The sequence below is a fragment of the Rubrivirga sp. genome (assembly GCF_965213695.1).
Lineage (GTDB): Bacteria > Bacteroidota > Rhodothermia > Rhodothermales > Rubricoccaceae > Rubrivirga.
Map to the genome: position 1 here is coordinate 4304006 of NZ_OZ243912.1, position 23076 is coordinate 4327081.

15 protein-coding genes are annotated in these 23076 nt (G+C 73.3%); all 15 read right to left on the minus strand.

All coding sequences use genetic code 11. From position 1 onward, the window contains the following. Nucleotides 1-3: 3 nt before the first annotated feature. Nucleotides 4-1038: an aldose epimerase family protein gene (locus ACOOHE_RS18945; protein WP_420455659.1), complete on the minus strand. Its 1035-nt coding sequence runs from the start codon at nucleotides 1036-1038 to the stop codon at nucleotides 4-6. Then, entirely contained in the window at nucleotides 1035-2240 is a 1206-nt protein-coding gene (gene galK / locus ACOOHE_RS18950; protein ID WP_420455660.1) for a galactokinase, read from the minus strand. The genes ACOOHE_RS18945 and galK overlap by 4 nt, the downstream gene beginning before the upstream one ends. Before the next feature lie 4 nt (nucleotides 2241-2244). Continuing rightward, complete coding sequence (locus tag ACOOHE_RS18955) at nucleotides 2245-3846, minus strand: sodium/sugar symporter (RefSeq protein ID WP_420455661.1); 1602 nt, start codon at nucleotides 3844-3846, stop codon at nucleotides 2245-2247. A gap of 73 nt (nucleotides 3847-3919) precedes the next feature. After that, entirely contained in the window at nucleotides 3920-4315 is a 396-nt protein-coding gene (locus ACOOHE_RS18960; RefSeq protein WP_420455662.1) for a hypothetical protein, read from the minus strand. A gap of 30 nt (nucleotides 4316-4345) precedes the next feature. Beyond that, nucleotides 4346-4915 (minus strand): LutC/YkgG family protein, encoded by a 570-nt coding sequence (locus tag ACOOHE_RS18965; RefSeq protein WP_420455663.1) that lies wholly within the window; start codon nucleotides 4913-4915, stop codon nucleotides 4346-4348. Next, nucleotides 4912-6372, minus strand: a complete 1461-nt coding sequence (locus ACOOHE_RS18970; RefSeq protein WP_420455664.1) for a lactate utilization protein B — start codon at nucleotides 6370-6372, stop codon at nucleotides 4912-4914. Before ACOOHE_RS18970 ends, ACOOHE_RS18965 begins: the two co-directional genes overlap by 4 nt. Then, a complete protein-coding gene (locus tag ACOOHE_RS18975; protein ID WP_420455665.1) occupies nucleotides 6369-7124 on the minus strand; it encodes a (Fe-S)-binding protein in 756 nt (251 codons plus the stop codon). Before ACOOHE_RS18975 ends, ACOOHE_RS18970 begins: the two co-directional genes overlap by 4 nt. Before the next feature lie 64 nt (nucleotides 7125-7188). Continuing rightward, a complete protein-coding gene (locus tag ACOOHE_RS18980; protein ID WP_420455666.1) occupies nucleotides 7189-7920 on the minus strand; it encodes a hypothetical protein in 732 nt (243 codons plus the stop codon). A gap of 93 nt (nucleotides 7921-8013) precedes the next feature. Beyond that, nucleotides 8014-11286 (minus strand): glycoside hydrolase family 2 TIM barrel-domain containing protein, encoded by a 3273-nt coding sequence (locus ACOOHE_RS18985; RefSeq protein ID WP_420455667.1) that lies wholly within the window; start codon nucleotides 11284-11286, stop codon nucleotides 8014-8016. Nucleotides 11287-11355: 69 nt separating this feature from the next. After that, a complete protein-coding gene (locus ACOOHE_RS18990; protein ID WP_420455668.1) occupies nucleotides 11356-13614 on the minus strand; it encodes a glycoside hydrolase family 3 N-terminal domain-containing protein in 2259 nt (752 codons plus the stop codon). A 59-nt stretch (nucleotides 13615-13673) separates the two neighbouring features. Continuing rightward, a complete protein-coding gene (locus ACOOHE_RS18995) occupies nucleotides 13674-15074 on the minus strand; it encodes a sulfatase (protein WP_420455669.1) in 1401 nt (466 codons plus the stop codon). Next, on the minus strand, nucleotides 15071-17785 hold the full coding sequence (locus ACOOHE_RS19000) for a family 78 glycoside hydrolase catalytic domain (RefSeq protein WP_420455670.1): 2715 nt from the start codon (nucleotides 17783-17785) through the stop codon (nucleotides 15071-15073). Before ACOOHE_RS19000 ends, ACOOHE_RS18995 begins: the two co-directional genes overlap by 4 nt. 152 nt (nucleotides 17786-17937) lie before the next feature. Further along, nucleotides 17938-19683, minus strand: a complete 1746-nt coding sequence (locus ACOOHE_RS19005) for a T9SS type A sorting domain-containing protein (protein WP_420455671.1) — start codon at nucleotides 19681-19683, stop codon at nucleotides 17938-17940. Between the two features lie 209 nt (nucleotides 19684-19892). After that, entirely contained in the window at nucleotides 19893-21395 is a 1503-nt protein-coding gene (locus ACOOHE_RS19010) for a sulfatase (protein WP_420455672.1), read from the minus strand. A 166-nt stretch (nucleotides 21396-21561) separates the two neighbouring features. Continuing rightward, nucleotides 21562-23076, minus strand: coding sequence for a RagB/SusD family nutrient uptake outer membrane protein (locus ACOOHE_RS19015; protein ID WP_420455673.1), 1515 nt, complete (start codon nucleotides 23074-23076; stop codon nucleotides 21562-21564).

Consider the following 23076-nt stretch of genomic DNA (forward strand, 5'->3'; position numbering starts at 1 on the left):
GGGTCAGGAGGGCGAGAACCGGAGCTCGGTCCGCGAGCGGAACGTGTCGCCGGGGCGGAGGACGATGTCGGGGAAGCCGGGGTGCGCCGTCGCGTCGGCCGGGGGCTGGGTTTCCAGCGCCAGGCCAGAGAACGGGCCGTAGCGGGCGCCGCCCTTGCCCGTCCCGACGTCGAGCGCGCCGCCCGCATAGAGGTGGACGCCGGGCTCGGTCGTCCACACCTCGACGGCGCGCGCCTGGCCGCGGACCGTCGCGACGCGGCGGAGGTCCGACTGGCGGCCGTCGTGGGGCGGGACGAGCAGGTCGTGGTCGAGGCCACCCGCCGCCTCGATCTGGGGGTCGTCCGCGTCGAGCACGTCGCCCAGCGGGACCGGCGCGCGCAGGTCGAACGGCGTCCCCTCGACGGCGAGGATCTCGCCGGTCGGGACGAGCGCCGGGCTCAGGGCCACGAACCGGTCGGCGTCCGACTGGACGGTGAGGGCGCGGACCGAGCCCGCGTCGTGGCCGTCGAGGTGGAGGTAGCCGTGGTGCGTGAGGGCGACCGGCGTCGACCGGTCCGTCGTGGCCGTCCAGTCGAGCGCGAGCGCCCCGTCGGCGAGCGAGAAGGCGAGCCGAACGCGGAGCGTGCCCGGGAAGCCGCCCTCGCCGTCCGGGCTCGTCGTCGTCAGGACCACGCGGTCGGGCGCGGTCGCGGCGACCTCCCAGACCCTGCTGTGGAGCCCGCTCGGCCCGCTGTGGAGCGTGGCCGCCCCGTCGTTGGCGCCGAGCGCGTGGCGGACGCCGTCGACCTCGACGGTCGCCCCCCCGATCCGCCCGGCGACGCGGCCGATGGCGACGCCGAGGTAGGCCGGGTCGTCGACGTAGTCCTCCAGCCCCGCGTGGCCGAGCGCGACGTCGGCCGGGCCATCCGGGCCGGGGACCTCCAGCGACAGCAACGCCGCGCCCAGCGTCGCGACGCGCGCCCGCAGCCCTCCGCCCGCGATCTCGACGACGTGGACCGCCCGGCCGTCCGGCACCGTGTGGTGTCCGGGCCCGATCACGCCGGGTCCCCGGGCGCCGCGACGCCGGCCTCGCGGTTCTGGCGGACCACGAACACGTCGGCGTCGCGCCCGGTCTCCCGGCGGTAGCCCTCGCGGACGGCGGCCGTCCACGCCTCGACACGGTCTGGGCGGACGAGGTTGACGGTGCAGCCGCCGAAGCCGGCGCCCGTCAGCCGCGAGCCGAACGAGCCGGCGGCGTGGGCGAGGGCGACGAGCCGGTCGAGCTCCGGCCCCGACACGTCGTAGTCGTCGCGGAGCGAGGCGTGCGAGCCAGCCATCCGCCGGCCCACCTCGGCCACGTCGCCGGCCGCCAGCGCGTCGGCGGCGGCGACGGCGCGCGCGTTCTCGGTCACGACGTGGCGGGCCCGGGGCAAGAGGTCGCCGAGCGCGTCGGCGTGGGCGTCGAGGTCGGCCGCGGTCACGTCGCGGAGCGAGGCGACGGGCGCGCCGTCGGGCCCGGCCACGCCGCGCTCGGCCAGCACCTCGGCGGCCCGCTCGACCGACGCCCGCCGCTCGTTGTAGGCCGAGCCCGCCAGGCTCCGCCCGACCCCGCTGTCGACGATCACGACGGCCGCCCGGTCGGTCGGGACCGGCACCGCCCGGTGGGCCAGCGACCGGCAGTCGAGTAGGACCGCGTGGCCCGCCCGGCCCGAGCGGACGGCCACCTGGTCCATGATCCCGCAGTTCACCCCGGCGTCGACGTGCTCGACGTGCTGGGCCAAGAGCGCCATCTCGGTCTCGCCGATCTCGACGTCCCACGCCGCCGCCAGCGCCAGCCCGACGGCGACCGCGAGCGACGCCGACGACGACAGCCCAGCCCCGATGGGCATGTCGCCGGTCGTGAGCACGTCGGCCCCGCCGGGCGGGCCGTCGGCGCGGGCGGCCACTTCGCGGGCGACGCCCAGCACGTAGCGCTGCCACAGCGGCCGGTCGCCGACGGGCTCGCCCAGCCGGAGCGGCGCGGCCGTCCCGTAGCCCTCCGCGACCGCCCGGACCGTCCCGTCCGTCCGGGCACGGGCGACGGCGTGCGTGCCGCGGTGGATGGTCATGGGCAGGACCCACCCGCCCGTGTAGTCGGTGTGGTCGCCGATGAGGTTGACGCGGCCCGGCGCGTAGGCGGCCCAGGTCGGGCCCGGGCCGAAGGCGTCGGCATGCGCGGCCCGGGCGGCGGCCCGCTGGCGGTCGAGGTCGGCGTCGGGCACGCGGCTACCAGAACATGGCGTAGAGGACGGCCGTCACGCCCAGGATGGCGAAGGCCGAGACCAGGAACACCGGGTCCTTCCCCCGGTCGACGTCGCCGACGTGGACGGCCTTCGGGCTCTCGGCCCCCTTCCCCTCGATGAGCGAGATGATGACGATGAGGGCCACCGAGACCAGGAACACGTAGCCCATCCGGTTGAGGAACGGGATCGACGGCAGGAGCACCTTGGCGAGGGCCGAGAGCGGGATCGACAAGACCGCCGTTACGAGGGCCGCGTTCGCCGTCGCCTTCCGCCAGAACAGGCCCATCACGAAGACGGCCAGGACGCCCGGGCTGATAAAGCCGGTGTACTCCTGGATGTACTGGAACGCCTGGTCGATGGCGCCCAAGAGCGGGTACGCCACGAGCGCCGCGATCGTGATGGCCACCAGGCTCACGATCCGGCCGATGGTCACCAGCCGGGTCTCGGACGCGCCGGGGTTCCGCGACTTGTAGAGGTCGATGGTGAAGATGGTCGCCGTCGAGTTCATCATCGACGCCAGCGACGAGACGATGGCGGCGGCGAGCGCGGCGAACGCCAGCCCCTTCAGGCCCGGCCCGATGTAGCTCGACAGGAGCCACGGGTACGCCTGGTCCGCCTTGTCGATGGGCGCGTCGAGCCCGAAGGCCACGATGCCCGGGATCACGACGATGAGCGGGAGGATGAGCTTGAGCCCGCCCGCGAACGCGAGCCCGCGCTGGGCCTCCTTCAGCGACTTGCCCGCGAGCGCCCGCTGGATGATGTACTGGTTGCAGCCCCAGTAGAACAGGTTGGCCACCCACATCCCGCCCAGCAGCACGCCGAGCCCGGGCAGGAGCTGGTAGGCGTCCTCGGTCGTCCCGGCGTCGGTCTCGTAGAGGAGGTCGCCCGGGCCCAGGATCATGTCGAACCGGCCGGGCAGGTCCCGCGCGAGCTGGACGAACCCGGCCGCGGCCCCGCCCCCGTCGGCGTAGGCGTCGAGGGCCAGGACCGTCGTCAGGAGCCCGCCGCCGATGAGCACGACGACCTGGACGACGTCGGTCCAGGCGACGGCCTCGAGCCCGCCGTAGATCGAGTAGACCGTCGCGAACAAGGCGAGCCCGGCGATCCCCCAGAACAGCGGGACGCCCATGATCCCCTCGAGCGCGAGCGCGCCGAGGTACAGGACCGCCGTCAGGTTGACGAACACGTAGACGAGCAGCCAGAACACCGCCAGCAACGTCCGCACGCGGCCGTCGAACCGCTTCTCCAGGAACTGGGGCATCGTGAAGATGCCCTTGTCGAGGTAGATCGGGAGGAAGAAGTAGGCGATGACCAAGAGCGTGATCGCCGCCATCCACTCGTAGCTCGCGATGGCCAAGCCGAGCCGGAAGCCGGACCCCGACATCCCGATAAACTGCTCGGCCGAAATGTTCGAGGCGATCAGGCTGGCGCCGATGGCCCACCACGGGAGGGACTTGCCGGCCAGGAAGTAGTCCTCGGAGTCCTTGACGTGGCCCTCCTTCTCGCGCGAGACCCACAGGCCGACGCCGATGATGAGGGCAGCGTAGGCGCCGAAGACGACGTAGTCAATGAGGGCGAAGTCCATGCGAGCGGGTCGGGTGAGGGAGTCCGCAGTCTAGCCCAAGACGCCCGGCCCCGGGGAGACCCTGACGGCGGCTCTACTCGCGGCCCCGCTGTCCCATCCGCGTCGTGATCCGGACGACGCCGCGCCGGGCGGCCTCGGCCCCGTAGATCAGCGTGTCGGCCATCGACGTCAGCACTTCGATCTCGGCGACCTCGCCGGGCGGGATCCCGACGGCCTCGCCGGTGCCGACCGACCGCGTCCCGTCGATGACGACGACCGGCGACTCGCCCGTCCGCCGGATCGTGAGGCGGAGGCCCTGCCCGGTCTCCTCGACCTGGAGGGCCGGGTAGCGCCCGCGGAGCAGCTCGAGAGCGTTGCGGGCCCCGTTCCGCTCGGCGTCGGAGATCCCGCCGACCGGCGTCGCCTCCGGCCCGGCCGTCCCGCACCCCGAGACGGCCACCAGGACGAGCGCGAGGGCGAGAGGGCGCATGGCAGGCGAGGCGTTCCCAAGGGTACGTCGCTACGGCACCAGCACGACCGTCAGCCCCAGCGGGCCGTGCGCGCCGATCACCAGCGACTGCTCGATGTCGGCCGTCTTGCTCGGCCCGGCCACGAACACGCCGAACCCCTCGGCCTCCCCGAGCGCCCCGTAGGCGTCGTGCATCGTCGGGACGACCGTCGCCGCCGAGAGCACCACGGCCACGTGCGGCGCCAGGAACGGGGCCGCCCGCGCGCCCAGCGCCGACTCGGGAAGCCACATCGCCCCGTTCTCGGCCACGCCCAGCGCGGCCCGGCACACGAACAGGTCGAGGTCGGCGAGGGCGTGCGGGTCGCCGTCGAGGGCGACCGTCCCGGCCACGCCGTCGGCCGCGGACGCGATGCGGACGGCGTCGGGGACCGCTGCCTGAACGGCGCGGGCCGCGTCGCCGTCGGCCTCGACGACGGTCGCGCCGGACGCCTCGATCTGGGCGCGGAACCGGGCGACGAGCCCAGGCTCCGCGCCAGTCCGGCCGCCGGGCAGGTCGGGCAGTGGGGTCGGCGCGGGCGCGTTGCGCCGGGCGGCCTCTAAGATGGCGTCGCGGGCGGTCACTCGACGTCGGGGCGATGCGCCTTCACCCACTGGCGGAACGACTGCGCGGGCGGCTCGGGCAGGTCGCGGGTCTGGGCCCACACGTTGGGCCGGGCGTGGGTCAGCCAGCGCGGGAGCCGGCGGAGCGCCCACCGGGCCGTCCGCCCCAGCCGAGAAAAACGGGAGGCGCCGCCGAGCGTGGCCCCGGCGACCGTCATCGCGAGCCCCTTGGCCCGACCGGCATGGCCCGCGTCCGCGACGACCTGGCGCCAGGCGTAGAGCTGGGCGTCGATGTCGATCATGACCGGGCAGACGGCCGTGCATGAGCCGCACAGCGTCGACGCGAACGGGAGCGCGGCGTATTTTTCGAGGTCGAGGCCCGGCGTCAGGATCGAGCCGATGGGGCCCGGGACCGTCGAGCCGTAGCTGTGGCCGCCGCTCCGGCGGTAGACCGGGCACGTGTTCATGCAGGCCCCGCAGCGGATGCACTTGAGCGAGCCTCGGAACGCCGGGCGCCCCAGCTGCTCCGTCCGTCCGTTGTCGACGATCACGACGTGCATCGCCGTGCCCGGCCGCGGGCGCCGGTAGTGGGCCGTGTAGACCGTGATCGGCTGGCCGGTCGCGCTCCGGCCCAGGAGCCGTGTGAACACGCCCAGGTCGGCCCGGCGCGGGATCACCTTCTCGATCCCCATCGAGTGGATCTGGACCGGCGCGAGGTGGACGCCCAGGTCGGCGTTGCCCTCGTTCGTGCACACGACGGCCTCGCCCGTCTCGGCCACGGCGAAGTTGACGCCCGTCAGCGCGGCGTCGGCCTGGAGGAAGTGGGCGCGGAGGTGGGCGCGGGCGGCGCGCGTGAGCCGCGTCGGGTCGGCGTCGCCGGGGGCCGTGCCGAGCCGGCGCTCGAACAGCCGCCCGACCTCCTCCTTTTTGAGGTGGATCGCCGGCATCACGATGTGGCTCGGCCCGCCGCCATGCGCCTCGACGCGGACGCCGTCGCCCGACGCCGCGTCCTGGTCCAAAAACTGGACGATCCGCTCGCCCAGGTCCGTGTCCACGACTTCGACTCCGCGCGCCTCCAGGAACGGGTTGAGCGCGCACTCCTCGGTCAGCATCGACTTCGACTTGACCAGGCGCGTCGCGCCTGCGTCCGCGAGGATCCCGCCGACGATCTGGTTGTGCTCGGCGGCGTCGCGGGCCCAATGCACCGTCACGCCGTTGGCGGTCGCCGCCGCCTCGAACTGCTCCAGATAGGCGGCGAGGTGAGAGAGCGTGTGGTCCTTGATGGCGGAGGCCGTCGCGCGCAGCGCCTCCCACTCGGGGACCTGGGCGACGGCCCGGTCGCGCTTCTCGCGGACGTGCCACAGCGCCCCGTCGTGCCAGTCGGTCCGCTCGGCGTCGGCGGTGAAGGTGGCCGCCGCGGCGGCGTGGTCAACCGGCCCGGGTGCGGCCGTGTGGGTGAGGACCGGGAGCGGGATCATGCCGGTACCCCGACGCCCGTCATCAACGCCTGGGCCACGTGGACGACCGGCAGGCGCTCGCCGGCGCGGCGGGCGAGCCCGTCGAGGTGCATCCCGCACGAGAGGTCTGTCGTGACGATGGCCTGGGCCCCGTGGCCGAGGTGATCGGCCAGCTTCGCGCGCCCCATCGCGACCGAGACGGCCGGCTCGGCGACAGCGAACGTGCCGCCGAACCCGCAGCACTCGTCGGGCCGCGCCAGCTCGACCTGGTCGAGCCCGGCGACGGTCCCCAGCAGCGCGGCGACGACGTCGTGGCGGAGCGTGCCCGTCGGGCCGTCGGCGTCGGGGCCGGCCTCGGTCGGGGTCGCCAGACCCAGCCCGCGGATCCCGTGGCACCCGACGTGGACGCCGACGCGGGCGTCCCACCGCGCGCCGAGCGCCGCGACCCGGTCCAAGCCGATGGTCTGGTGGAGGAACCCGCACAGCTCCTGCGTCCGCCCGCCCGCGCCCGGAACGTGGGCCCGCAAGTGGCCGGCGCAGCTCGCCGACGGCGTGACGACCACGTCGAACGGCGCGAACGTCCGCTCGAACGCGGCCTCGGTCGCCGCGCCGGCCTGGGCGAACCCGGCGTTCGCCATCGGCTGCCCGCAGCAGACGGCCCCGTCGGGCACGGCCACGTCGAGGCCGAGCGCCTCCAGCAGCCGCAGCGTGGCGACGGCCGCGCCGGGGTAGAACTGGTCGACGTAGCAGGGGGCGAACAGGGCGACGGTCATCGGGGGGAAGACCCCCCAGCGCCGTCCGTCCCCGACACTCGTGCGCGCGGACGGCTCCGCCCGATCACTCGGCCAGATCCACGAGACGGCGGTGCGCCACGACGTGCGTGGCCTCCGCCACCCCGTCCGGGAACGACGGGATGAGGACGGGCTCGACGCCTTCGACCGTCGCGGCCCACGCTGCCATCTGCGTCAGCGCCGACTGGCGGATCTGCCACTCATGGTCCGACGCCACCGCGCGAGCGGCGGCGGCCCGAACGCGCTCGCGCGGCCACGTCCCCTCGACCGCCTCGACCAGCCGCAGGAGGTCCGGGAGGTGCGCGTAGCGGGTCTCGTTGAGGCGGTCCAGCCACTGCCCCGCCGACGCGATCTCGCCCGCCGTCGGGGGCCCGCCCAGGTAGTCGGGGCGCAGGAGCAGGGCCATCCCGGCGCTCTGCTCGAGGACGTAGCGCGGCGTCTCGGTGGGCGCGCTCGCCACGGCCTCGGCGGCGACGGTCTCGGCGTCTTGCCACGTCTCCGCCAGGAGGACGGCGTTGACGAGGTCGGCCATCGCTCGAGTCCGGGCGAGCGTCGCAGGCGAGGTGCCCTCCGGCCCCTCCGCCGGGTAGATGCCGGGGACGGGGAGGACCGGGTCGGCGCCGTCGGGCACGCCGAACCGCGGCTGCTTCGTGGCGCCCGGCGGGGGAGAGGGCATGGACGGCACCCGAAGGACGGGCGGCCCATCGGGCACCTCTTGCGCTTGGGCCGGGACGAGCGCGAGTGCGCAGGACAAGACAGCCAGGCAGACGACACGCATCGGTGTGACGGGAGGACACGTCGAGTGTAGGCCATCGGCGCGGCTTCGCCAAGGCCACCCCTTGCGCCTGGACCTCGGGCCGACAACCGGCGCTCAGCCGGGCGAGCGCGTCGGGCGCAACCGGCGGGCCAGCGTGCCCAGGTCGCCGTCGGCCGTCGTGAACGGGCGGAGCGTGACGCCGTAGCGGACCGGCCGCGTCGCGATCCGGTACGGCTCGTTGACGGGGAAGCCCCACGAGTTGTCGCCGCCGACGCCGAACTGGCCCCAGTCGAGGCGGACCGTCGTCACGGCGTGTTCCCTGGCGGCGAGCTCGACCTCGGCGCCGTGGCGCGACCGGCTCCGGTCGAGCGCGAGGGCCTCGATCCCGAACGGCCACGCCGACGCCTCCAGCAGCGAGTCGCCGACGGCCAGGAGGCCGGCCCCGTGGCCGTCGTGGACGGCCAGCCACCGGACGTCGGTCCGGTTGCCCGTCTCCTGGGGCCGGACGTACGGCTCGACGGCGTCGGCCAGGGCCAGGTCGTAGCGGCCGACCAACGCCGACGTCTCGCGGTCGCGGTAGCTCTCGTGCGGCCCGCGCCCGAACCACGTCATCCGGTCGAACGCCGGTGCCAGCGCGAGGTCGAACCCCACCCGTGGCACCTCGTCCGGCGCCCCGGCGCCCGGCGCCAGCGCGTGCTCGACGTGGACCGCCCCGTCCGGCCGCACCGTGAACGTCACCGTCGCCGTGCCGACGTTGCCGGCGAGGGCGCGCTGGACCGTCACCACGGCGTCCTCCCCCTGCATCCGGTGCTCCATCGACCGGACGGACTGCTCGGCGGTCGCCGTTTCCCACGCGCCCAGGCGCCGCTCGAGCTGGTTGCCCAGGTCGTTGTCCGTCGGCGCGCGCCAGTAGCTCGGGACCGGGCCGGCGTCGCCGGGCCCGATCACCGCGACGCCCCGGTGCGTCCAGGCGTCGATGGTCCCGCTCGCGCCGCCGATGGTGAGCGCGAAGTCCTGGCCTTCGACGGCCACGCCGTCGCCCCCGTCGGTGACGACGAGCGGCGCGCGCGGCGCCGGGTCCGGGGCGGGGGCCTCGCGCGAGACGCCCAGCTCGAACTGGCCGCGCCCGACGACGACGCCGGCCGGCGCCAGCGGCCGGGCCTCCGGCCGGCGGACCTCGACGGTCAGGTGGCCCTCGGCGCCGGGCTCGACGACGCCCAGAGCCGGCGGTCGGAAGTCGAGCGCGCCCCTCTCCCCCGCCGCCACGACCGGCGCCGGCGACGTCCACTCCGCGACCGCGCGGCCGTCCGACGTGACACGCCAATCGACCACGAGTCCCTCGGTCGAGACGAAGTCGTACTTGTTGACGAGCGCGAACCGGCCCGCATTCACGTCCTCGGCCACCACGTCGACCGGCTCGTAGACGCGCTGCATCTCCCAGAAGTGCGGGTGCGGCGTCCGGTCGCCGCGGACGAGCCCGTTGTTGACGAACGTCGAGTCGTGCGTCGTCTCGCCGTAGTCGCCGCCGTAGGCCCAGAAGGGCGTGCCTGGGGGCAGGGTCTCGATGCCGACCAAGCGCGGGTCGCCGCCGGCCGTCTCGCGGAACGCCTGGTCCACCCAGTCCCAGACGAACCCGCCCTGCAAGTTGGGCCGGCTCTCGATGGCGTCCCAGTAGTCCTGGAAGTTGCCCAGCGAGTTGCCCATCGCGTGGGCGTACTCGATCAAGATGAGCGGGCGGGCGTCGCCCGAGTCGGCAAACTCCAGGATGCCGGGGACCTGGGCGTACATCGGCGCCACGACGTCGGTGATCGGCTGGCGGCCGACGGGCTCGTAGACGACGGGCCGCGTCGGGTCGCGCTCGGTCATCATCTGGTAGCCGGCCTCGAAGTTGACGCCCGGCCCGGCCTCGTTGCCCATCGACCACAGGACGATGGAGGCGTGGTTCTTGTCGCGCTCGACCATCCGCCGCATCCGGTCGAGGTGGCTCTCCATCAGCTCGGGCTGCTCGCCGAGCGAGTTGCCGGGCCCGTCGTAGAGGTACCCGTGGCTCTCGATGTTGGCCTCGTCGACGACGTAGAACCCGTGCCGATCCGTGAGCGCGTAGAACCGGGGGTCGTTCGGGTAGTGGCTCGTGCGGACGGCGTTGACGTGGCCCTCCCGCATCAGCTCCAGGTCGCGGACCATGCCCGCCAGCGAGACCACGTGGCCGTCGATGGGGTCGTGCTCGTGCCGGTTGACGCCTCGGATGGTGACCGGCCGGCCGTTGACCAAGAGCTGCCCGCCCTCGATGCGGACGTCGCGGAAGCCGAGGTCGTGGCGGGTCACCGCCAGCGTCCGCCCGTCGGCGTCGAGGAGCGTGACCAGGAGCGTGTAGAGGTGCGGCGTCTCGGCCGTCCACGCGCGGACGTCGGGGACCACGGTGTCGAACGGGACCACCGTCCGCTGGCCGGTCGAGACGCGGGCCGCGCGCTCGTCGGTCCACAGCACGTCGGGCGTGCGGTCGCCGGCCACGCCGTCGAGCAGCTCGGCGCGGACGGTCGCCGCGCCCGCCGGGACGGCGCCCGTGCGGTGGTCGAGCGTCACGGCCAGGTCGAGCGTCCCGTCGCGGTCGTCCTCGTCCAGTCCCGCGACGGCGTCCACGTCGGCGATGCGGAGGTTGGGCTCGGCCACCAAAAAGACCTCGCGCTCGATGCCGGCGAGCCGCCAGAAGTCCTGGTTCTCGAGGTACGACCCGTCGTTCCAGCGGTACACCTCGACGGCGATCTCATTCCGCCCCGGCCGCACGTGGTCGGTCACGTCGAACTCGGCCGGCACCTTCGAGTCCTGGCTGTACCCGACCTCGCGCCCGTTGACCCAGACGTAGAACGCCGAGTTGACGCCGCCGAAGTGCAGCGTCACGCGCCGCCCGCTCCAGTCGGCGGGCACGTCGAACGACCGCCGGTACTGGCCGACCTCGTTGATCTCGTCGGGGATGTCGGGCCACGCTTTCGGGAAGGGGTAGCGGACGTTGAGGTAGATCGGCTGGCCGTAGCCGCGCATGTGCCAGTCGCTCGGCACGTCGATGGCGTCCCACTCGGCGTCGTCGTAGCCGGGCTGCCAGAAGTCGCGGTCCCGAGCCGCCGGGTTGGGCGAGAACGCGAAGGCCCACCGGCCGTCCAAGCTCAGGCGCCACGGCGAGGTCGGCGTCTGGACGGGGTCGCTGGCGAGCGCGGCGGCCCGGTCGGCGAACGGGAAGAACGTGGCCCGGGGCGCGTCGCGGTTGATGTGGAGGACGTCGAGCGTCTCCCAGTCCGGCGCCTGGTCGGGCGTCCGGTCGCGGTGGAACGGCTGGGCGCTGGCGGAGGCCGCGAGCAGGAGCACGGCAAGCGGGGCGAGGCGACGGGTCATAGCGAGCAGCGTTCTACGAAAGAGGGGCGCGGGCGGTAGGGACACCATGCATGGTGTCCCCACGGGGACCTACGGGACAAGATGAAACGCGGCCTCCAGCGTCTCCGCCGACGACCCGCCGACGAACACCCGGTGCCGCCCGGGCTCGACCTGGCGAACGCCGGCCGCGTCGAGGTAGCCGAGGTCGTCGGGCCCGAGCGCGAACGACACCGTCCGCCGCTCGCCCGGCGCCAGCACGACCTGACGGAACGCCTTGAGCTCCATCACGGGCCGCGTCACGTTCGCGACCTCGTCGCGGAGGTAGAGCTGGACGGTCTCGGTGCCGCCCCGGCCGCCCGTGTTGGCGAGCGTCACCGACACCTCGACATCGCCCCCGACGGCCACCGTCGTGTCGGCGACCGCGAGGTCCGAGTACGCGAACGTCGTGTAGCTGAGGCCCCAGCCGAACGGGTACAGCGGACCGTTCTCGATGTCGACGTAGCCCTCGAGCCACGGGCGCCCCGTGTTCTTGGGGTTGTACGTCAGCGGCACCTGGCCGACCGTCCGCGGCACCGTGACCGGCAGCTTGCCGGACGGGTTGCGCGCGCCGAACAGGACGTCGGCCACGGCCGGGCCCGCCATCGTCCCTCCGAACCAGGCCTCGACAATCGCCGGCACGTGCTCGGCCTCCCACGTTGTCGAGAGCGGCCGGCCGTTCATCAGCACGACCACGACCGGCGTGCCCGTCGCGTGGACGGCCCGGACCAGTTCGGGCTGGGCGCCGGGCAGGTCGAGCGACGCCCGACTGTGGGCCTCGCCCGACATGTCGGCCGTCTCGCCGACGACGAGCACGGCGATGTCGGCGCCGGCCGCGAGCTGGACGGCCTCCTCGATCCCGCTCGCGTCCGACGTGTCGGGCGCCGCGCCCCGGGCGTAGACGACCTCGCCAGTCGCCTGCTGGCGAATCGCGTCCAAGACCGTGATGGCGTCGCCGGTCGCCCCAGCGGCCGACCAGCTTCCGAGCTGGGCCTTCGGATCGTCCGCGAGCGATCCGATCACGGCGATCCGCCCGACGTCGGTCGCCAGCGGCAGCACGGGCGCGCCGCCGACGGGCTCGTTCTTCAGGAGGACGATGGACTGGCCGGCGATCTCGCGGGCTGCCGCCGCGTGCTCGTCCGAGAGCAGCTCGCGGTCGGCCCGGCTCTCGTCCGTGTACGGGGTCTCGAACAGGCCGAGCCGGAACTTGGCCCGGAGCACGTTGGCGACGGCCCGGTCCACGTCCGCTAGCGACACGCGCCTGCTCGCGACCAGGTCGGCGAGGCAGTCGCGGTAGGCGTTCGACTGCATGTCGACGTCGACGCCGGCCTGGAGCGCGCGGGCGCCGGCCTCGCAGTTGTCGGCGACGTAGCCGTGCGGCTGCGTCTCCCAGATCGAGCCCCAGTCGCTCACGACGATCCCGTCGAACCCATACTCGCCGCGCAGGATGTCGCGGACGGTCGTCGGGTTCGAGGTGGCCGGGACGCCGGCGATCTCGTTGAACGCGACCATGACCGAGCCGGCGCCCTCGGCGAGCGCGGCCTGGAACGGCGGGAGGTACACCTCGCGCAACGTCTGCATCGAGACGTCGACGGTGTTGTAGTCGCGCCCGCCGAGGGCCGCGCCGTAGGCGACGTAGTGCTTGGGCGTCGCGAGCGTGGCCGTCGGGTCCGTGAGGTCGTCGGTCTGGAAGCCGCGGACGGCGGCGGCGGCCATGACCGAGTTGAGGTACGTGTCCTCGCCGGCGCCCTCGACGATCCGCCCCCACCGCGGGTCCGGCGACACGTCGACCATCGGGGCGAAGACCCAGCGGATGCCGATGGACGAGGCCTCGACGGCGGCGATCCGGGCCGCCCGCTCGGTCGCCGCCGGGTTCCACGACGACGCCATCCCGAGCGGGACCGGGAAGATGGTCCGCAGCCCGTGGATCACGTCGTGGGCGAACAGGGCCGGGATGCCCAGGCGGCTCTCCTCGACCGCGATCCGCTGCAACCGGTTCGTGCGCCGCGCGCCCTCCGCCAGCGTCCCGTTCGGGTCGAGCTGGTAGACGCCCGACGTGTCGACGGTAATCCACGAGAAGGCGACGTTGAGGTAGCTCCCGGCCGAGCCCTCGCGCATCTGGCCTTCGTAGAGCGCCTCGTCCGTCCCGTGGGCCGTGTACTGCGTGAGCTGGCCGATCTTCTCGGCGAGCGTCATCCGCCCGACGAGGTCGGCCACGCGACGCTCGATGGGCGCGCTCGCGTCGCGGTACAGCGGCTCTTGCGCGTGGGCGCCAGCGGCGAGCGCGAGGAGCAGAGCGAGGCGGACGAGCACGGGCACGGAGGGTGGGCCCTCAAGAGACCGCCCGCCGCCGCCCGACCCTGACGGCCCGGTTACCGGAGCGCGTCGCGGTACCGGGCCCACCGCTGGCGGAGCGCGGCGAGCGTGTCGGCCAGCGCGGGCCGCGCGTCGAGGTGGCGCGTCCAGTCGACGGACTCGGTCGGGTCGACGGCGTGGTCGAACAGGGTCTCGACGGCCGGCTCGGGGTCGACGTAGCGGAGGTACGAGAATCGCTCCCCGATCACGCCCTCGGTCCGGGGGATCCGGCCGTCGTAGCCGAACAGATGCTCGTAGAAGAACTCCGTCCGCCACGGCACCGCCTCGCCCCAGACGAGCGGGCGCAGGCTCTGCCCCTGCATCCCGGCCGGCACCGCCAGCCCGGCCAGGTCCAAGACCGTCGGCGCGACGTCGATGTTGAGCGCGATCTCGTCGCGGACCTGGCCGCTGGCCGGGGACCGTGGATCGAATATCAATAACGGAACACGGACCGACTCTTGGTGGCCGTACCACTTCCCGGCCAGCCCGTGCTCGCCCAGGAAGAACCCGTTGTCGCTCGTGAACACGACGACCGTGCGCTCGGCCACGCCCAGCCGCTCCAGCTCGGCCCGGATCGCGGCGACGGCCCGGTCGACGCCGGCCACCAACCGGTAGTACCGCCGGACGTTCTCCTGGCGGAGCGAGTCGGTGGCGAAGCGGACGCGCCAGCGCGCCCGTCCCTCTTCGCGCGCGTTGTCGGCGAAGCCGAACGCGGGCAGGCTCTCTGTGCGGACGTACGCCGTGTCGGCCGGCGGCGGGATCGGGACGCCAGCGTAGAGCGCGTCGAAGGCGGGATCCGAGGGGAAGCGGTTGGGGTCCTCGACGTGGGGCGCCTTGAACGAGATCGAGAGGTGGAACGGGGCGCGCTGGGCGGCGGCCTCGCGGAGGAAGCCGACCGCCTGCCGCTCCAGCAGGCGCGTCAGGTGGACCGACTCGCCGTCAGCGTCCGTCGCGGCGTAGCTCCCCTGGCCGCCGAACCCGTGCCACACGTCGACGAGCGTGTCCGGGAGCGCCCCGCCCAGCCCCCACTTCCCGACGAAGCCCGTGACGTAGCCGGCCGCCTCGAACCGGGCGAGGTAGGTGTCGCGGATCTGCTCGGCCGAGAACCCGGTCGCGAAGTCGGTCACGCCGTGGCGGCGGGCGTACTGGCCGCTCAGGATCGAGGCCCGGCTGACGGCGCAGATCGACGTCGTGACGTAGCCGTTCGTGAACCGGGTGCCGTCGGCGGCGAGCGCGTCGAGGGCCGGCGTTTCGATGACGGCGTTGCCGGCGGCCGAGAGCGCGTCGGCCCGCTGGTCGTCGGTGACGATCACGATCACGTTAGGCCGCTCGGCGTCGCGCTCGGGCAGACCCGGCGCGCTCGGCGCCGCGCACGACGCGAGCCCGACGGCCACCGCCGCGAGCGTGGCCCGCGTCACGGCGCCAGCGTCGAGCGGAACACGTAGCGGCCCGGCTGGGCCTCGAACCCGACCCGGCCCTCGTCCAGGCCGCGCGGCTCCAGCCCGTCCGCGTCGGCCGCGAGCACGTCCCCTTCTCGCACGCTGGCGGGATCGGCCGTCGGCACCCAGACCGTCGCGGCGGACCCGACCGGGACCTCGACCGTCAGCGTGACCTCGTCGCCGTCGCGCGTCCACTCGCTGACGATCTCGCCGTAGGGCGACCGGTGCGTGGCCCGGACGTGGCCGAGGTCGCCGACGACCTCGGGGCGGACCGCGAACCGGCGCCAGCCGGGGTAGCCGGGGTCGGGCCGCAGGCCGCCGAGCCCGGCGAAGAACCACTCCTCCATGTGGCCCAGCATAAAGTGGTTCTGGCTCTGGACCGGGTTGGCGTCCCACGCCTCGGTCAGCGTCGTCGCGCCGGCCAGGAGCTGGGCGCCGTAGCTCGGCGCCCCGGTCTGGGTCGCCAACCGCCACACGACGTCCGACCGGCCGGCGGCCTGCAACGCCTGGATGAGGTAGCGGTGGCCGACGTCGCCGGCGGTCGGGTGGAACCCACGGCCTCGGACGTCGGCGACGAGCGTGGCGAGGGCGTCGTCGCGGCGGCCCGGGAGGGCGAGGTCCAGGACGAGCGGCATGGCCTGGGCCGTCTGGCTGCCCGTGTCGTAGTGGTCGGCCTCGGCGTCCCAGAACGCGCGGTTGAACGCGCGGCGGAGGTCGACCGCGCGGGCGGCGTAGCGGGCGGCCTCGTCGGGCCGGCCCATCAGCCGTGAGGCCGCGGCCATCACCTGGAGGTTGGCCGCCTGCGTCGCCGTCGCCGTGACGCCCTTGCTCGTGAGCTGGCTCTCGCCGGGGAAGTTCGGGCCGATGTCGTACCAGTCGCCGAGCCCGTGGCGGATCGTCCCGTCCGGCTCGGCGCGGCCGGCGAGGTAGTCGACGTAGCGGGCCTGGGCGTCGTGGTGCGTGCGCAGCGGCCTGTCGTCGCCGGCCCAGACGTGGACGAGCCACGGGACCTGGACGACGGCGCTCCCCCACTCGGGCGAGTCGCGGAAGTTGCCGCCGAAGAACGTGTACTCCGGCGCCGTCGTCGGGACGAGCCCGCTCGGCTCCTGGGCGTCGGCCATGTCGTCGGTCCACTTGGCGAGGATCGGCGCCACGTCGTAGTTGAACAGGACCGAGGGGCCCATCAGGTACGCCTCCTCGAGCCAGCCCAGCTTCTCGCGGTGCGGGCAGTCGGTGAGCACCGACATCATGTTGCTGCGGATGGCGCCCCGGATCATCCCGTGGATCCCGTTCACCAGGTCGTCCGACGTCTCGAAGGTGCCCGCGAGCGGCGCGTCGGCGTGGACCCAGTCGCTGGCGACGCGGGCCACGAGCGGGACGCCGCGGGCGTCGGCGGCGTCGAACGCGGCGCCCTCGACCTGGACGTAGCGGTAGCCGGTGTAGGTGAACTGGGGCTGCCACGACTCGACGGAGTCGCCGGACAGGGTATAGCGGAACACGATCTCGCCCCAATGCTTCATGCTCGTCGGGTCCGCGAGCCCGTCGGCGCCCAGGACCTCGGCCGGCCGCAGCGTCACCGTCTGCCCGCGCTCGCCGGAGACCGTCAGGCGCGGCACGCCGGAGTGGTTCTGGCCGAGGTCCACGACAAAGACGCCCGGGCTCGGCTCGGTGACGGCGACGGCCTCGAACCGCTCGTGCGCCCGGATCGGCGGGGTCGTCTGGGCGACGAGCGCTCCACCCGGCCCGTCGAGGACGCGGACCGGACGCCAGCCCTCGGCCGAGAAGCCGGGCCGGTCCCAGCCGGGCGCTTCGAGCCGCGCGTCGAAGTCCTCGCCGCCCCAGATCGACGAGAACACCGTCGGGCTCGCGCCGACTGCCCAGTCGCCGTCGGTCACGATCACGGTCTCGGTCCCGTCCGGGTGCTCGACGGTCAGGTGCGCGATGGCCTGGAAGGGGCCGATGGAGTCCCAGTACTTGGCGTAGCGGTCCTCGGCGTGGGGCCCGCCGCGCGGGATCCGGTAGAGCCCGCCGCCCAACCCGATCCCGAGCGCGTTCGCGCCCCGGCGGAGATGCTCCGTCACGTCGTACGTGTTGACGAGCACGCGGTGCGCCGGCTCGGTCCAGCCCGGCCCGAGCAGGTCGTCGCCCACGCGGCGGCCGTTGATCGAGAGCGCGTAGTGGCCCAAGCCCGTGACGTGGACGGTCGCCCGAGTGACGGGCTTGGCGATCTCGACCTCGTGCCGGAGCCGCGGCGTTCCGGTCAGCCCCAGCCCGATGGCGTCCGCGAGCGTGCTGTCGAGGCCGATCCACCGCGCGGCGCCCCAGTTGCCCATCCGCCCGGTCGTCCACGTCGAGGCGGCCCAGTCCGACGGCTCGCCGTCGCGGCTCCACGCGCGGACGGCCCAGTGATACCGGGTCCCGGGCCGGAGCGCCGGGCCCTCGACCGAGACGAGGTGCTGGCGGCTGCCCACGACGCGGCCGGAGTCCCACACGTCGGCGGCGCCGGGCGCGAGCCGGTCTGCAGTGGTGGCCACCACGATCTGGTACGCCGTCTGGCGCTCGCCCCGCGCGTCGCCGGCGTCGAGCGCCCAGCTCAGACGGGGGCGCTCGGCGTCGAGCCCCATCGGCGCGCGGAAGTGCTCGACGCGGAGATCGACCGGCCGGACCTGCGCCTGCACGCCGACGGCCACCAGGGCGAGAAGCAGCGCGAGTCTGCACGTAGGGGCACGCCGGTGGCGTGCCCGTGACGACCGCGATGGGACGAGGGCACGCCACCGGCGTGCCCCTACGGGGGATGCCGCCTTCGCAGGAGGGCTCAGCATCAACGGACAATCTCTCGGGGTCATCGGATGACGGTCATGCGTTGGGTCGTCACGGCGCCGCCGGCCCGCAGGCGGACGACGTAGACGCCGCTCGCCAGCGTGTGCGTGTCGAACGCGACCCGGTGCGGGCCGGCGCTCCGGGCACCCTCGGCCAGCCGGGCGACCTCGCGGCCTAGCGCGTCGTGGACGGTCAGCGCTACGTCGCCCGGCGCGGCGAGCGCGTAGCCCAGCGTCGTCGAGCTGGCGGCCGGGTTCGGAGCCGGAGCGGCGAGCGTGGCCGCGAGCGCGTCCGGCCCGTCGTCGGCCGCGACGGGGGCGCCGAGCGCGATCACGTAGGTGTGGATCGAGTACGGGCCGAGGTCGAGCGCGAGCGTGGCCGTCCCCGCCGGCGGCGTCACCGTGCCCGCCGGCTCGTCGCTCCGGTCCGCGTCCGTGATCCGGGTCGCGACCGAGGCGACGGTGCGGAGCCCTCCGCCCTCCTCCACCTCCAACGTGATCGACTTGGTCTCCCCGCCCGTGTTGGTGACCGTCACGTAGACCGTGTCCTGCCCAGCCTTGCGGAACGCGACGACGTCGGCGCGGCGGCCGGCGCTGGCGGTGTAGTCGAGGACGTCCGACGAGTCGGGCTGGGTCGAGGTGAGCTGGCGGAAGGCGTAGTAGTGCTTGTAGGGCTCGGGCGCCGTCGTGTTGAACGGGACCGACAGGAGCCCGCCCGGGTTGAACTGGCCCGGGTCGTCGGGGTCGGCCGGGTTGGGATAGTTGGTCTCGAAGTAGGCCCACATGCTCGTCCCGAAGTTGACGGCCGCGCCGAACAGTTGAGCTAGGGACAGCGACGTCCGGTGGCCGGGGCGGAGCGCGTCCGGCCCGAACGTTTTCGAGGCGTGCGTCTCGGACTGCCAGATCGGCTTGCCCTCGGCCTCGACGCGGAGCGCCTGGAAAAGGTCGCCGCGGACGCCGTTGATGTACTGGTGCGTGGCCACGATGTCGATCTGGTCCCACGCCTCAGGCCGCTCCGCCTTCATGTAGCGGATGAAGTCGAGGGCCCCATTGGGCGCGATCGTGCTCGGGCCCATGATCCGGGGCTTCGCCATGCCGAGCGTGTTGACGTCCGGGTCGTCGAAGAGGGCCAGGAACGCCGGGACGGCCTGGGCGAACACCTCGGCCACGCCCCGCCGGGTGTCGTCGCCGTACCCGTAGTGGTACGGCCGGCACTGGAGCGGGTCGTTCCCGCAGACGTCGAGGTCGGGCTCGTTGACCACGTTGAGCACCTCGACCGAGACGCCGCGCTCGGCGAAGGCCTGGAAAAGGGAGAAGTACCACTCGGCGACCTCGTCGTAGATCCCCTCGCGGTCCACGTCGAGCACGAGGTACTGCCGGCCGTTGACCGTGATCTCGGTGCGGAGCCGGCTGGGGTACTTGTTCGTGACGAGCGAGAACTCGAGGCCGGGCCGGTAGGCCCGAGCGGCCCGGACGTAGTCGGCGCGGCGGTCGTAGTAGCCGGGGTCGTCGGCCGGCTCGATCTCGCCGTCGGGGTAGTCCTGAAGGAATGCCAGGTCGAGGTCCTCAGCGATCAGGCGGACGGCCTCGTCCTGGCCGGCCGCCGGCATGCTGTAGTGGTGGCCCAAGAACAGCCCAAACGAGACGCCGGCCCCGTCGAACCGGTGCTGCGGCGCGTCGGCGAGGACGCGGATCTCCTGGGCGGAGGCCGCCAGCGACGTGGCCGCGACGAGCCCGAGGACGAGGGCGGAGCGGAGCGGTCTGGGCATGGTCGTGGGGATGGATGCTTTTGGACCCCACCCGTGTCATCCTGAGCGGAGCGAAGGATCTCGACGCCGAATCCGCACGCTGAAAGCACCGGTGCTGACGGACTGGGACGTCCGAGTCGAGATCCTTCGCAAGCTCAGGATGACAAGGTGTGAGTGAATGAAAAGGGCCACAGTCCAGAGGCTCGATTCGCACGTAGCACGCACCCGCCCTAGCTGTCCGGCGTGACCCAGCGAGCGGGGACCGGGGCGACCGAGCTGTAGCTCGGGTTGCGGCGGGGCGGCGGGGCGTCCTGCCGAGCGAGCGTCTCGTCCAGGATTTGACGGAGCCGGGCCACGTCGTCGGGCCGGTCGTCGGCGAGGTTGGTCGTCTCGCCGGGGTCGGCCACCACGTCGAACAGGAACGTGTCGCCGAACTCGAGCTTCTCGATCAGCTTGAGCCGGCCGTCGCGGATGGATCGGGCCGGGCGCGTGCCCTGGGGGCTGTAGTGCGGGAAGTACCACGTCAGCGGCGACGCTCGCATCGGCGCGGCGCCCGTCGTCAAGAGCCCGCGCAGGCTGACGCCCTCGACGGCGGCCGGGACCGGCGACCCGATCCAGTCGGCGACGGTCGAGAACAGGTCGAGGTTCGAGACCGGCTCGCCGCTCGTGGCCGCCTGCACGACGCCGGGCCACCACGCGATAAACGGGACGCGCGTGCCGCCCTCGAACAGGTAGCCCTTGCCCGCCCGGAGCGGGCCGTTGTCGGTCGCCGGCGTGTGCGCTGCGAACGCCGGGACCTCCTCGACGCTCAGCCCGCCGTTGTCGGACAAGAACACGACGAGGGTGTTCTGCGCCAGCCCCAGCCGGTCGAGCGCGTCGAGCACCCGGCCCACGTTGTCGTCGATGGTCTCGACCATCGCCGCGTACTCCGGGTTCTCGAACCCGTAGTCGCCCGCCGCCGCGCGCGCCTGGTACGCCCGCACCTTCTCGGGCTCGCCCTCGATGGGCACGTGGGGCGCGTAGTACGCCAGGTGGAGGACGAACGCCGTGTCGCGGTGGGCCTCGATGTAGTCGATGGCCTCATTCGTCAGCCGGTCCGTGAGGTACTCGCCCTGGCGGTCCGGGTCGATGGGCCGGCCGAACAGGTCGGTCGACCCGCCGTCGACGTAGGGGTAGAAGAAGCTCGGCGGCAGCCCCCGCCCGCTCCCGGCGACGTTGACGTCGAACCCGTGGTCCTCGGGAAGCGAGCCCTCGTATCCCAGGTGCCACTTGCCGATGTGGGCCGTCGTGTAACCCACGCGCTTGGCCGCCTCGGCGATCGTCGTGGTCGAGAGCGGGAGGTTCGACTCCTGGTCCGGCGGGATCAGCCGCTGCCAGTCCTCGACGGGCGGCGTGCCGCGGAAGTGCTCCGTGATGTGGAGGGCCGCCGGCGACTGGCCCGTCATCAGCGCCGCCCGCGACGGCGAGCAGATCGGCGACGCCGCGTAGCCGTCGGTAAAGCGCATGCCCTCGGCGGCCATCCGGTCCAACCGCGGCGTCAGGTGGAACCGGTTGCCGTAGACGCCCAGGTCGTGCCAGCCGAGGTCGTCGGCCACGATGAGGATCACATTCGGTGGGCCGGACGGCGCTGGGCCAGGCTCGGTCGGCTCCGGGGTGATGGGCCCGGGGTCCTCGGGGGACGTCCCGCTGCACCCCGCCAGCACGGCGATCAGGACGAGGAAGGCGAGGCGCATGTCGAGGGGTCGTCGGGATCCGCCCTGGCCACGACGCTGAGGCGGACGAGAAGGCCTAGAGCGGAATGAAGGTGAGTACGGGGTACTCGGTACGGGGTACGGCGCCCTCGGGCTTTGAAGGCCCCGTACCTCGTACCCGGTACCCCGTACCTATCCGAAGGAGGCCCTAGTAGCCCGCGTTCTGGGTCGCGTTCGGGTTCCGCTGGAGCTCCCCGAGGGGGATCGGGTAGAGGACCTCGGGCTTGCCCGTGATCGGGTGGGCGGTGACCTTGGCCGGGTTGATCGTGATGCCCTGCGGGGCCAGGACGTCGGTCAGGATGCCCCAGCGGTTAAGGTCGAACAGCCGCTTGAACTCGAACGCCAGCTCGAGGCGGCGCTCGAGGCGGACGGCTTGGCGGACCTCGCCCTGGTCGTCCACGTCGTCGCCGAGCGCGTCGACGCCAGCGCGGGCGCGGATCTGGTTGACGAGCGGGATGGCCTCGGCCGGCCGGCCCAGCTCGGCGAGCGCCTCGGCCCGCATCAGCAACACCTCCGCGTAGCGGAAGACGACGATGTTGAACGACGTCGCGTTGTTGCCGATGTCGGAGTACCACTTCTGCACGAACCACTCGCGCGAGCCGTACGACTCGGTGACCGCCCCACGCGACGCCCCGAACTTGTCGAACACGACGTCGAAGCGCGCGTCGCCCTCGCCGTAGGCCTGGATGATCGCGTTGGGACCGCCGGCGCCGACTTCAAAGTCGGGGTACGCGTCGTCGGTCGGCAGGATCTGGTTCTGGCCGTCGCGGATCCCGCGCGGCGTGAACGCGACGCGGATGAACGACTTCGGCCCGTCGCCCTCCTGGGAGTATTGGACCTCGAAGATCGACTCGACCCGGTTCTCGCCCGAGGCGTCGCGCAGGAGCCCGTAGAAGTTGTCGATGTAGCTCGGGCGGAGCGAGTACCCCGTGATCCCGTCGGTCACGGCGAGCACGTCGGACCACTCTTCGAGCGTGAGGTGGACCTTGGCGAGCAGCGTCCGGGCCGCCCCGCTCGTGGCCCGGCCGCGCTCCTGGGCCAGCCCGCTGTCGGTGTAGCTCGCCGGCAGCAGCTCGATGGCCTGCCCGAGGTCGCGCTTGATGAAGGCGTAGACGTCGGCGACGGAGTCCCGGGGCCGCTGGGCCTCCGAGATCTGGTCGATCGCGACCGACTCGTCGTAGATCGGGACCTCGCCGAACAGGCGGACCAGGTTGAAGTAGTAGAACGCCCGCAGGAACAGGGCCTCGCCGCGGAGCTGGTCCTTGAGGTCGTCGTCGTCGCCGAAGTCGATGCTCGGCTCGCGGTTGAGGTAGTAGTTGGCCGAGGCGATCTCGGTCAGGCTGGGCGTCCAGACGTTGCCGAGCTGGCCCTGGGTCGCGTCGATCTCGCGCGTCTTGAGCCCCTGGAAGCTCTGGGCGAACGGCCACCCGTCGTCGGTCCCGCTCTCGACCAGGTTGGGGATGGCCCCGTTGTAGAGGCCCGGGAGCGCGCCGTACAAGCTGTTGACGAACCCGACGGCCCCCTCGGGGCTCGCGAGCTGGTTGTCGAAGGTCTGGACGTTGAGCGGCTCGGTGTCGAGGATCGAGTCGCAGCCGGCGACGGCCAGCGCGGCGCAGAGCGCGAGCGCGAGACGGACGGGCACAACAGAGCGGAGTCGGGTCAT